The sequence below is a fragment of the Bifidobacterium bohemicum DSM 22767 genome, from assembly GCF_000741525.1.
In the GTDB taxonomy this organism is placed as follows: Bacteria; Actinomycetota; Actinomycetes; order Actinomycetales; family Bifidobacteriaceae; genus Bifidobacterium; species Bifidobacterium bohemicum.
On record NZ_JGYP01000002.1, the window covers coordinates 603,221 to 615,011 of the forward strand.

Annotated in this window: 9 protein-coding genes; 6 read left to right on the forward strand and 3 right to left on the reverse strand. The window is 59.9% G+C overall.

The genetic code is table 11. From position 1 onward, the window contains the following. The 3 genes from BBOH_RS04745 to BBOH_RS04755 all read left to right on the forward strand — a co-directional run bounded on the left by BBOH_RS04745 (position 1) and on the right by BBOH_RS04755 (position 5,763). Complete coding sequence (locus BBOH_RS04745; RefSeq protein ID WP_143242491.1) at positions 1 to 2,241, forward strand: protein kinase family protein; 2,241 nt, start codon at positions 1 to 3, stop codon at positions 2,239 to 2,241. A gap of 757 nt (positions 2,242 to 2,998) precedes the next feature. Next, positions 2,999 to 4,405, forward strand: coding sequence for an aminotransferase-like domain-containing protein (locus tag BBOH_RS04750; protein WP_081930367.1), 1,407 nt, complete (start codon positions 2,999 to 3,001; stop codon positions 4,403 to 4,405). A gap of 329 nt (positions 4,406 to 4,734) precedes the next feature. Continuing rightward, positions 4,735 to 5,763: a D-alanine--D-alanine ligase family protein gene (locus BBOH_RS04755; protein ID WP_074428597.1), complete on the forward strand. Its 1,029-nt coding sequence runs from the start codon at positions 4,735 to 4,737 to the stop codon at positions 5,761 to 5,763. Between the two features lie 229 nt (positions 5,764 to 5,992). Here the strand turns inward: BBOH_RS04755 and BBOH_RS04760 are convergent, their stop codons facing one another. Then, on the reverse strand, positions 5,993 to 6,748 hold the full coding sequence (locus BBOH_RS04760) for a rhomboid family intramembrane serine protease (RefSeq protein ID WP_044098136.1): 756 nt from the start codon (positions 6,746 to 6,748) through the stop codon (positions 5,993 to 5,995). Between the two features lie 219 nt (positions 6,749 to 6,967). Here BBOH_RS04760 and BBOH_RS04765 point away from each other — a divergent pair, with 219 nt between their 5' ends. Beyond that, on the forward strand, positions 6,968 to 7,183 hold the full coding sequence (locus tag BBOH_RS04765; RefSeq protein ID WP_033522281.1) for a hypothetical protein: 216 nt from the start codon (positions 6,968 to 6,970) through the stop codon (positions 7,181 to 7,183). 291 nt (positions 7,184 to 7,474) lie between these two features. Further along, positions 7,475 to 7,891, forward strand: a complete 417-nt coding sequence (locus tag BBOH_RS04770; RefSeq protein ID WP_033522279.1) for a sterol carrier family protein — start codon at positions 7,475 to 7,477, stop codon at positions 7,889 to 7,891. A gap of 148 nt (positions 7,892 to 8,039) precedes the next feature. Here BBOH_RS04770 and BBOH_RS04775 read toward each other — a convergent pair whose 3' ends face one another. Then, on the reverse strand, positions 8,040 to 8,411 hold the full coding sequence (locus BBOH_RS04775) for a DUF3073 domain-containing protein (RefSeq protein WP_033522277.1): 372 nt from the start codon (positions 8,409 to 8,411) through the stop codon (positions 8,040 to 8,042). Positions 8,412 to 8,565: 154 nt separating this feature from the next. Between BBOH_RS04775 and trpS the strand changes: the two genes are divergently transcribed. Next, entirely contained in the window at positions 8,566 to 9,735 is a 1,170-nt protein-coding gene (gene trpS / locus BBOH_RS04780) for a tryptophan--tRNA ligase (protein ID WP_237743135.1), read from the forward strand. Between the two features lie 125 nt (positions 9,736 to 9,860). On the opposite strand, the gene BBOH_RS04785 is transcribed toward trpS, so the two are convergent. Beyond that, positions 9,861 to 11,708: a threonine/serine exporter family protein gene (locus tag BBOH_RS04785; protein ID WP_033522275.1), complete on the reverse strand. Its 1,848-nt coding sequence runs from the start codon at positions 11,706 to 11,708 to the stop codon at positions 9,861 to 9,863. Positions 11,709 to 11,791: the final 83 nt, after the last annotated feature.

The following is an 11,791-nucleotide window of genomic DNA, read 5'->3' on the forward strand; positions in this document are numbered from 1 at the left end:
ATGAGGCCACAGCTGGGAGACATCGCCATCAATCGTTACACATTGGTGTCGCAGCTACGTAGCGCCGCAGGCATCGAGGTCTGGAAAGCCAACGACAGGATTCTTGCGCGGGATTGCCAGCTATTTGTCGTAACCGACGAAACGGCGTTCTCCAGCGTCGAGGCAATCGCCTCATCCCTGGCGCTTTCACGCAATTCCCGATTCACCCGAATCATACAGATGCACTACGTCGACCGAGTGCCCGTACTCATTACGCAACTGGATGGCGGCGATACGTTGAGCAGCTATTTGAGCGACGATTCCCATCACACGTTGAGCCACAACGCCATGCGTTCCATCGTGGGAGAGTGCGCCCAAGCCGCGCAGACTCTGCTCGAAGACGACCTGACACTCAACTGTCTGAATACCGATGTAGTACGTATCACTTCAAAAGGCGTCCAAATCGCCGACGCCCCGGTGAACGCTCTGCTCGCACAGAAGCCTCAGATACCTCAGCCCCGCAAGCTGAACGCGGAGCAAACGGTCGTGCGCCAGTTGTCCCTGTTGCTGTATGCGATGGTCACCGGTCGGCCGAGCTCGGCAATCAACGGCATCGACCTATCGGCGATGGACGAACGAACACCTGAGGAATTCCTGAGTATTTGCGGACGTGGACTGACCCCAAGCGGGGAAATTAAGCCGACGAACAACGGCAAGCGGAGCGACGACAACCACGGGCAGAAAAAAATGCCCATCATCTCCCTGAATGAATTCTTGGCGTTACTGGGCGATTGGACACCAATGACGGATCTGCCCGCTGAAGATCTGACCCGCCCAACCGCAGACGGACAGGCCTCCATCGTCTCCGCGGCGTTACGTACTCCTAAGCCGAAGGACGTCCTCGACTTCCCGAATGCCCTGTTTCAGAACCAGCTGCAATTCCGAGCATTGCAACAGTCGTCCCCAGGGCAAACCGAGCACACAACAACGTCAGGACCGAACAAAACAGAGGCCTCTACGCCCGATGAGCTTCCCGCACCATCCGGCTCCGGCACACCTTCCGCACAGAGTCGGCACCATAAATGGTGGAACCATCACCGAGACGCAAGTCCGAGATCGGAAGACGCACCGGTTCCCGGCCGGCCTTTCGCCTCTGAACTGCCTTCGCCCGACCTGCATGACCTGACGGCCGCCGAGGTCGCAGGCGCGTTCAAACCGCTGGACCCTTTAGCGGACAATGACTTGTTCGGTGAATTCAACCAGGTACCGGGCTCTTCCGCCAATGAAACGATGCATTTCGATTTCTCCACGACCATGCACGGCGCACCCGACGTATCCGGGGGTCAGTCACACGGACTCGAAGCCACCAGCCGTATTCCTCTGTTTGACAGTGACGGCGAAGTGATCGAACCCGGCCAAGAGTCCGCTCGCGCACTCGCCGCCGAGGAGCAGGCTCAGGCGGATGCCCCTGCTGCGGCGCTACCCCCCAGCTTCATACCGCAGCAAAACGCGCACAACACGGCACAACGCGAGGAATCGGAGGACGACGAAAGCATTGCCGACACCCCGATCCTGGGCAAACTCACGACTAAAGTGGTCGCCATCGTGATTGTGGCACTGCTTATCATCACGGCGGCATGCACGGCGTTCTACGCTTTGGGCAAGAGCCACGGTACCGCTGAATACAAGCAGACCAGTTCGAACCCCTGGCCGAACATGAACCTCAACGACGTCCCGTTCGGAGATCAGGGCAACGGCGGCGAAACGGCACCTGATCAATCAAAGAATCCGGGCAATCCAAGCAGTCCAAATAGTCCTTCCGGCCAGACGGCCTCCAACGCTGACGGGCAATCCGGTTCAAAGGGCAGGAAGCGCGCGGTAAGTGCCACGAAAAACGCCGGTCGTGTACCCGCCCCGGCGATTCCCGCCAACACCACCCCGTTTGCGATCGACAAGCAGGAGTTCCTCGAAAACCCATCAGGTCAATCGGGTTTGGCGTATTATATTCATCTTCAGCAACCGGAAAGCGCGTACCGTTTTGTCATTCATGCCCGGTCTTCCGGCGGGAAGGGCCACCTGATCGCCGGCACCACCAAAGATCCGACGCAAGGGCAGGAACTCGTGGAGTTCACCTTCGACGCAAATGGCACGACGGACGTCAAATTCAAACAGCAGTCCAAGACACAGGACTACATGCTCTGGGTGCCGATGGACTCGTTGCCGGGCAACCAGCTCTACATCGACAAGGTGCAGCTGTACTGACTCGGCGCCGAGACGCGGGAATGTACCAGCGGCCGCCAATAGCGGATGAATCTAAGTCGGTCGTCGCTTGCCTAACGACCGGCAACAACGCGTTCGCCAACGTAAAACAGAACGTCACGTGGCAGGACAAGAACGACCCGAACAACATCGTACGAATCGGCGGATAGCCGGGCTTTATCTGACCTCTTTTCGGCAGAAACGGTTGAACATGCCGAAAAAGGACCATTTGGAAGCGCTAATTGGCCCCTTTTCGGCAGAATCATTCAGCCATGCTGAAAAACAGCCGCTAGAATGCACCGCAGACACCGACGAGACAACCGGCAGCGCAACCGGCAGCGCAGAAACAGTCGGCAATCCCACCCCCGCCAACGATGGACGACGGGGATCTGGCACGGCGGTTACCTACATCTTTACGACACGGGACTGGCTCCGGAAGGCTGGTTCCCAAGTTACCTCAGCACTTACATCGAATCCGACGTGCGCGGCAAGCTGGTGGGGTGAGGCGGCACACTCACGCAATGCATGCCACGCCTGACCCAACCGTGGCGGCGGCACTGGGCGGCGGACGGGATGGCTGCACGTACGGCGACAACACAGGAATTCCGGTTAACGCATAATTTGCACCAACCGTGACGAAGCAGTGCTCGTTCAGCATCTAAGGTGAACGAAACAACATAATCCGACTAGAATGTCTCCGTATATCTTCTTCGGGATCAAACGCGCAACCGGTCGGGACGAGCGCAAAGAAAGGACACGTATGTCAGTATCCGAAAATACACCTTCCAAGCCGACGGCGCGCACAGGTTCACCGGCCGCCGAAAACACGCGAAAAGGGGCGCACGCCGCGGGTTCAGCAGCCCGAAACAACGCCGGTGCAATCGCCCGGTCGAAGGTCATCAAAAGCGACCCGTGGATGGATTCGTACGCGGCCCGTGCCGACAACATGCGTGCCTCCGAGATCCGGGCGCTTTTTTCCGTCGCGTCTAGGCCGGACGTGGTCTCGCTGGCTGGCGGCATGCCCTACCTTGAGTACATGCCGTTCGACGAGCTTTCGGACCTGATCGCCAAAATGATGCGTGACAAGGGTGACGTGGCCTGGCAGTACGGCTCAGCCCAAGGGGACCCGCATCTGCGCGAGGATGTGCTCCAAATCATGGCGCTTGAGGGCATCAAGGACGTACAGCCCGACGACGTGGTGATCTCCAACGGTTCCCAGAACGCCCTGGACCTGATCACCCGCATCATGTGCGACCCGGGCGACGTGGTGATCGCCGAGGCACCGAATTACGTGGGTGCGCTCGGGGTGTTTCAGTCGTTCCAGGTCGAGGTGGTGAATGCGGCCACGGACGAGAACGGCCTGATTCCGGAATCGTTTGAGGAGACCATCATTGCGGCCAATAAGGCCGGGAAAAAAGTCAAATTCCTGTATACCGTGCCTAACTTCCATAACCCGGCAGGCGTGACGATGAGCGTGGAGCGCCGTCCGCGCATCCTTGAGATCGCGCGCAGGCACCATGTGCTCGTAGTGGAGGACAACCCGTACGGACTGCTCGGTTTTGACGGACAGACCTACCCCGCCCTGCGTTCGATGGACGCCGAGAACGTGGTCTACCTGTCCAGCTTCTCGAAAATCATCGCGCCCGGCATGCGCATCGCGTGGATGGTCGCGCCCACCGGCATCCGCAAGAAGCTGATCCTGGCGAACGAGGCATCGATTCTGTGCCCGCCGAACATGAGCCAAATGACCATCACCACCTACCTTGACAACTTCGACTGGAAGCAGCAGATCAGCCAGTACCGCGGCATGTACAAGGAACGCTGCGATACCATGGACGCCGCGCTGAGGGAGTTCCTGCCGTATTGCTCTTGGAACAAGCCCAAGGGCGGCTTCTATATCTGGCTGCAAATCCCGGAGGGCCTCAACTCCAAGGAGATGCTGCCCCGCGCGATTACCGCGAAAGTCGCCTACGTGGCCGGCACCGGCTTCTACCTCGACGGGCGCGGCACGCACCACATGCGTCTGTCGTTCTGCTACCCGACCCCGGAGAACATCCGCATCGGTATCGAACGGCTGGCGTCAGTGATGAACAATGAGCTGAGAACGGCGCGCTTGTTCGGCACATCACCCGACGAGCGAACCAAACAGGGGATCAAGCGGCGATGACGGCACGAGGGAATGACGGCACTGCGAGTTGAGAAGACTCGCATCGAGACCATCCATCTGAGCCCAACCCGTTTAGGACGATATTCCAATACCGCACGTTCGAGGCAAAACGTTACGAAAACGCGAAGTATCGTAATGCGTCCTGGGATCCCAAACAGCCGAGGCGGCTACGGTTCAGGTGACGGCGAGGCGGCACCGGCAAGGTTCTGCAACCGAACACAACGACCACCAACCCGATGCTACGTTTTATATAATTCAATCAATATGACGATTCAACAATGACGGAATCATACAATCACCTGATCCGGCAATTGAGAGGGAGCGATATCATGGCAAGGCACACCAAAGCAGGCAATGGCGCGACAAAGGCCACGCGGCAGGGCACCACCAGCCGTGCGGACACCACACTGCTGATTATCTGCGGAGGCATGAGCCACGAGCGCGACGTCTCCCTAGCCAGCGGACATCGAGTCGGCGGCCACCTCGAGGACGCTGGATGGACGGTTCGGTTCCACGATATGGACAGCGACCTGTTGCCGTATCTGGCCGACCCCAAGACTCGCCCCGACATCGTCTGGCCACTGTTGCATGGGGCCAACGGCGAGGACGGTTCGATCCGCGACATCCTCGAAATGGAGGGACTGCCGTATATCGGATCGCGCGCCAAAGCCTCGCGCACGGCGTGGAGCAAACCCATCGCCAAAAACGTGGTGCGTAAGCTCGGCGGGCTTTCGACGCCCCATTCAGTGACACTGCCGGAATCGACCTTCCGGGAGCTGGGCGCCAAGAAGGTCGTGGACCTTCTGGTTTCGGCGCTGAAGCTACCGCTGTTCGTCAAGCCGACCCGTGGCGGTTCCGCGATGGGCTGTTCGCGCGTGGATCGCGCGGATCAGTTGCCACAGGCGATGGTGGACTGCTTCGCATACGGCGACGTGGCGCTGGTGGAGCAGGCCGTGACCGGCACGGAGATCTCGGTTTCCGTGCTCGACATCGACGGCGAGCCGCTGGTGCTGCCGCCGCTGGAAGTCACTACGCCGGACGGCTCCTACGACTTCGAGGCACGCACCAACCCCGGTCCGGCCGACTTCTACGTACCGGCGCGACTGCCATCCGAAGTGCTTGAGGCAGCGCAGAACGCGGCGCTTGCGGCACACGAAACCTTGAGTCTGCGCGACATTTCACGCACCGACTTCATCGTGGATGAGTCCGGCACCCCACAGTTCCTCGAGTCGAACGTCGCGCCCGGCATGACGGCCACTTCCATGCTACCTGAGGCCGCCGTCGCCGCCGGCTACGACCTACCCGACCTGTACTCCAGCCTGGTCGAGTCCGTGCTGCGCCAGAATCGGGCGGCGTGACACAAGCCTGCGGCTGCACCGATACAGCTCCGGTCTCGCACGCAGGAACCCGACCACCGCGGACAAATCCTAAACGGTGTTCCAACCGCACAAACCCACAGCTGCCGCAGACGAAACGACATATAGTGAAGCAAAACGACGGTTGGCTCGCACGTCGATCAGATAGTGCGAACCAACCGACACGTGCCGACACGGGCGCAGACTCACCTAGTCAAGTAAGCCCGAAAAGCTAGTGACCAAGTCCAGCAATGAGCCCGCCGCCCGAGGCGAACGGCATCAGCGCCAGCCCAACCAGCAGCAGGGCCATCGGGACGCCGTAAACCGCAATCCGCACAGGCAGCGAGCGCCGCCGCAACGCCGGTACTCCGTCAAGCAGAAGCCAGGTGTACACCAAACCGACCACGAATCCGCCCACATGCGATTGCCATGCGATATTGGGGATGACCAGCGGCATCGCGAAATTGATGGCGATGCATACAGCCATGCCTCGCACGTCCATGCCGGTGGTGTGCCGGCCCACAATCAGCACTGCCGCGAACAGGCCGAACAGCGCATCCGAAGCTCCATATGCCGAGATGAACCAGTCATTGGTCAGAGCGCTGTATACCATCAGTCCGTCGGCTCCACCCAGTCCGCACATTAGGTACAGTGCCAGAAAACACCAGTGCCCCATCAAGCCTTCCATGAACGGGCCGATGACGATGAGCGTGAGCATGTTGAACAGGACGTGGGTGAAATTCGGCGCATGGAGGAACATCGAAGTAAGCCACGTCCACGGTTTTGCGACGGCGAGCGCCGGCATGAATGCACCGTTCGTGATCAGCCAGCTGAAAGCGAGAGGCGACAGGTTTCGGAGGATGACCTCGACCAGCCAGATCACCGTGCATAGCGCAACAATCACCCATGTCACCACGGAGTCGCCCACGCGCCAGTGATGTCGCAGTGCATGCCACCAGTCGTTGAGATAACCTCGGAAATTGATCATTGTTTTACTTTAGTCCCTCATCGGCACAATATGTTGAGACGTTTGCGTCAGGATCGAGGTGCGTTTTGGTGGACGGTAAGGCGCGTGGGGTTTATTGTGGGAGAAAATTGGGTGAGTGGGTTTTACGCTTTGCACTCAATTGTCACAAATCATCGACTACGATAGGAGTAAGGTTGACTTTGACGCGCAAGTCAACACCTACTTCAGAAAGGAGCCGTCATGGAGAACAAATCTTCTAACGGTTGGAAGTTCTTTGCATTACTGTTCGGTGGGTTGCTTGCGGCGGTCGCGTGCTTGTACGTCTACAAGCAGCGCAACCCCGACTACGACCCGTGGGAGGAGCCTTGGGAGAACAGCTCCTCACCGGTTGATTTGGGTCTTGAAAAGGATGCGCCTAACGATGGGGACGTTGCCGTTACGCCCGAAATCGCTTGATTTTCCTTCAATATCTTATTTGGCCTGCGTCGGGTTCGGCGCGGGTCTTTTTGATGTGCGATATCGTGTTTGACTCCAACGGGTCTGATAAGCGTTCGTGTCTCCTTCGGCAATCAGCTTCTGAACGTTGGGCAGTGACCGCGGCGTTGGAATGTTCAGAAGTGGCTTGAGTGTCGCAACCCGCTCTTCGGATTTCGTTGTACTGACGGAGTCGGCTTGCGTGCTACGAGGCGGATATGTTGTGGCGTAGAACGAACATGCAGGTTGGCCCGGCTTCTATATAATGGCAGCATGGCGGCAATCAGGGAACAAGACATCAGCAAGGGGATGCGGGCGTTCGACGCATGGCGCGAAGCGGCATCGGCGCACTGCAACGAACCGTTGGAGGCGCGACTGACGTTCTCGCCGGCGGCTCTGTCTCGCTCCACATGGGCGATGGCGGTGCGGTACTCGCTGTATCTGTTGGAAAACAAGGCGCCGGGACCGGGCGTGGAGGTGCGGGTGGCGCCGTGGAGCGCCGTCAAAATCCTCGACGGCCCGGCTTCGGATCCGCATAACCTCACACCACCTGACGTCATCGAGCTGGAGCCGGACGTGTGGTTGCGCATGGCTTGCGGGCTGACCACTTGGGTGGAGGAAAAGGCGGCAGGGCATATCACCGCGATTGGGGAGCGGGACGATTTGAGTGCCCTCCTGCCGTTAGAATAGGCTGAATCGGCCTGATTGGACTGTCGTACGCGAACACAATCACGGCAGAGTACGCTCGAACACGCAATCGCAGCAACGCCCGTGCGGGCATGCCGACAGGAACACGGTCGCCCTTCCCATCGATTCAGACGCGACAACGCGCCAAAACTCAGTCCTTCTTGGATTGCGGACGATGCAAAACGCTGGGGACGGGCATGTGAATCGGCTTATGGGGCTTGGGTCTGACACTTTTGGCCGATGCCCCCTCGGCGCTCGTCGCCTTGGCCGCAGCCTCGGCGGCCCACTTGGCGTAATCGTCCAAATCATCATCAACCGAAGCGGAAGCGGCAGTCCGCGCGGCAAACGACGTTGCCTCCTCGCCCTGCTCCAGCTCGACATCGCCGAAGGAATCAGGTGATCCGATGCCAGAATCTCGGGCACTCAGCTCTTTGGCAAGCTCATCGTAATTGGTATCGGTTGTCAAATACTTTAGCTTACGGGCTATTTTCTGCTGTTTCGCCTTCTGACGTCCGCGGCCCATTTGACCCCCTGCAAAATTTCATCACAATAGTTCCATCAATAGAATAGGATAGCACCCCTTGAGTTCGCTTTACATTGTCTGCTCAGACTTTTACGATAAAAACAAGATTTTATGCGTTTTTGGACCACGGAGTTAAACGATTCGAAAGGTAGTCATGGCGGATATGCAGAGCATCACGGACACAAGTCAGGCTACGCCGATGGACAACGCGGATGGTTCCCATGTATTGCATAAGCAATCGGACTTGCAGCATTCCCCAACGACTCCCGGAAATCCCGGAAGTTTCGAAACCGCCAAGAAACGGTCGGACGCGACCAAGACCGAACTTGAGGCGAACCCGGACAGGTTCACCATGCTCACCGGCGACCGGCCGACGGGACGCCTGCACCTGGGGCACTACTTCGGCACCCTCAAGTCCCGCGTCGAGATGCAGAACAAGGGCGTGCACACCAACATCCTGATCGCGGACTATCAGGTGATCACCGACCGCGACACCACCGAGCACATCGAGGAGAACACCCTCGGCTTGCTGCTCGACTACCTGGCCGCCGGCATCGACCCGGCCAAGACCATGATCTTCACGCATTCCGCGACCCCCGCGGAGAACCAGCTCATGCTCCCGTTCCTGTCCCTGGTCACCGAGGCCGAACTGGAACGCAACCCCACGGTGAAGGCCGAGAAGGAGGCCAGCGGCCACGCGCTGACCGGCCTGCTGCTGACCTACCCCGTGCATCAGGCGTGCGACATCCTGTTCTGCAAGGGCAACGTGGTGCCGGTGGGCAAGGACCAGCTGCCGCATATCGAGATCACACGCACCATCGCGCGCCGTTTCAACGAGCGGTACGCCAAGAAGAACCCCGTGTTCCCCGAACCGGTCGCGATCCTTTCCGAAGCCCCCGAGATTCCCGGGCTCGACGGCCGCAAGATGAGCAAGTCGTACGGCAACGCCATCGCACTGTCGGCCACCCCCGAGGAAACCGCGAAACTCATCAAGAAGAGTCCGACGGACTCCGAGCGGCGCATCACCTTCGACCCGGTCAACCGCCCGCAGGTTTCGGCCCTTCTGACCACCGCCGGTTTGGTGACCGGACGCGACCCGGCCGAAATCGCCGAGGAGATCGGGGATGCCGGCGCCGGCGCGTTGAAGCAGTACGTCATCAGGTCCGTGAACGACTACCTCGCACCGCACCGCGAGCGCCGTGCGGAACTGGCGAAGGACATGGACTCGGTGCGCGACATCCTGCACGACGGCAACAGGCGCGCCAACGCCGTCGCTGAGCGGACGCTCGAAGAGGTCCGTGAGGCGATGGGTATGAAGTACTGAGGCGTCCGCAGGCGGATTATCCGGCTGCCGTTCAGCTTCGCTTTGGCTTTCACTCGGTGCAACAAAGTCGGGGGTTGCTTTGCTCGCGACTGCCGCGAATGTTGGAATTACCGGGTCTCATCGTCTTAAATGTCATAGCGCCAGGACTTGTCGGTGATGACGCGGGCCATCGCCAGGCCGATGGGCAGGCACAGGATCACCATGAACGCGCGGAAGCCCCAGTCGAGGGCGTTGGCGGTGTTGAACTGACCCAGGTAGAACATGGCGCGGTACATATACAGCCCCGGCACCATGATCACGATCGACGGCACCGTCAGACAGATGCGCGGATAGCCCAGATGCGGCGGGAGCATGCCGTGGCGCACCATCGAACGCCAACCCGATGCGAGCAGACCGGCCAGCAGTGCGCCGATGAACGCGGCGGCTTCGGGCGGCATGCCGAAATCGGTGAGCGTCAGGCGCAACGTGTCCGTGATGGCGCCGATAGCGGCGGCGGTGAAGCACATGCGCTGCGGCGAATTGAACAGCACCGAGAACCCCCAGACACCGCCGAACGCGGCCGCCGCGCGCAACGCCGTGTTGAGCCACGGATTGAGGCCCATCGGTTCGAAACCCTGGGGGTTCAGGTGCACGACGGTGGCGACCATCCAGCCGGCGAGAGTGGCCATGAGGATAATCGAGAGCGTGTAGGTCAAGCGTTGAATGCCGGACGGGAAGTCGATTTTGGCGATGTCGAGGCCGCCGGTGATCAACGGGAAGCCGGGGATGACGAACAGCATGGCACCGATATAGGCCGTGTCGTGACTCAAGGCGGCCGGGTCAATCAGCCCCACGAAACGCAGTGTGCCCACGCACGCAAACGCCGCGACCGCGACCGCCACAAAGGTGACGAAGAACTGGTTCAGGTGGTGCGCGAACATGCGCCTGCGAACCCACTGGCCGATTCCGGCGCCCACGAACGCGCCCAGCATGTCGAGCGGGCCGCCGCCGAGCAGGAACACGAAGCACGCGCAGGCGACGGCCGAGGCCAGCCCGGAGAACCAGGGGGAGTAAAGCGGTCGGCGGCGTTCAATCAGATTGAGCCGTTCATGAACCTGGCCCACGGTGACGCCGTGCGTGGCTGCGGGGAACGCCTCAGAGGCGGCGGGAGCGGTATCAGGGGCGATGACGGGGACCGTGGCCGCATCAGCTACCGCTTTTTCATATGACGCTGAAGCGCGCGGATTCCTTGCCGTTGGATCGTCGGCTAGGCCGGCCGCATGCGCCACGTCCTCCGGCTGATCCGGCGAGCGCGGAATTTGGCCGAGGCCTGTCGAATTAGCCCCGTCTTTGACCGTCTGTCCGATATGGTCAAAATACTGTTCGTATTCGCCTTTTGGCGCCTTGTAACCCCGGGTCTGAATGCGCTCGTCCCTTTTGGCCCGCACCTTCTCATTACGATCCCGCATCCGCCTGACCTTCTTCACGGCCCGCAGCAGGGACTTCTGCGCCTCCGGATTGCCCAGCTGTTCCACCAGCTCCTCGGAAACGCGAGGTCGGGCGTGGTACATCGAGGTCTTGCCGAGATTGACGCTGAACCAATCCGCGAAATGTTCCAGCAGCCAGATGCGCTCCGTGTTCACGCCCGTTGTGGGCAGATCGACGACCTCGGTGACACGGCTTTTGCCGTCCGTGCAGGTCGCGTCGATGTCGGTAAGGTTGATGTCGGCCCGTACGTGCACGCCAAGCGGATAGGCGATGCGGTGCATCATCTCACGCACCCGGAAACTTCCGGTACCAGCGCCAAGATCCAGCGCACCGACGCGCATGATGACGCTCGTCTTCGCCGCCAGCCCGGCATCCGCCACAGGCCGGTCCCAGTCGCGTTCGATGTCCTCCATGTCCAATGGAATCGAATGCGTATGATACGCAGTGACCGCAGCCGCAGTGTCGTTGATGGTTCGTTCTTTGGGCTGATGGTTTTTCACGTTCATACTTTACATTAATAGCCTCACCCGCGACTTACGGAAGCGGTCGGAGTTTTGCACCAGTGGCTGTCGTGAATCAATATGGCATC

Coding starts and splice junctions, on each gene's coding strand:
- BBOH_RS04785 (WP_033522275.1), bottom strand. CDS start 11,708: ATGAACGTGAAAAACCATCAGCCCAAAGAACGAACCATCAACGACACT.
- BBOH_RS04760 (WP_044098136.1), bottom strand. CDS start 6,748: ATGATCAATTTCCGAGGTTATCTCAACGACTGGTGGCATGCACTGCGA.
- BBOH_RS04775 (WP_033522277.1), bottom strand. CDS start 8,411: ATGGGCCGCGGACGTCAGAAGGCGAAACAGCAGAAAATAGCCCGTAAG.
- BBOH_RS04755 (WP_074428597.1), top strand. CDS start 4,735: ATGGCAAGGCACACCAAAGCAGGCAATGGCGCGACAAAGGCCACGCGG.
- BBOH_RS04750 (WP_081930367.1), top strand. CDS start 2,999: ATGTCAGTATCCGAAAATACACCTTCCAAGCCGACGGCGCGCACAGGT.
- BBOH_RS04765 (WP_033522281.1), top strand. CDS start 6,968: ATGGAGAACAAATCTTCTAACGGTTGGAAGTTCTTTGCATTACTGTTC.
- BBOH_RS04745 (WP_143242491.1), top strand. CDS start 1: ATGAGGCCACAGCTGGGAGACATCGCCATCAATCGTTACACATTGGTG.
- trpS (WP_237743135.1), top strand. CDS start 8,566: ATGGCGGATATGCAGAGCATCACGGACACAAGTCAGGCTACGCCGATG.
- BBOH_RS04770 (WP_033522279.1), top strand. CDS start 7,475: ATGGCGGCAATCAGGGAACAAGACATCAGCAAGGGGATGCGGGCGTTC.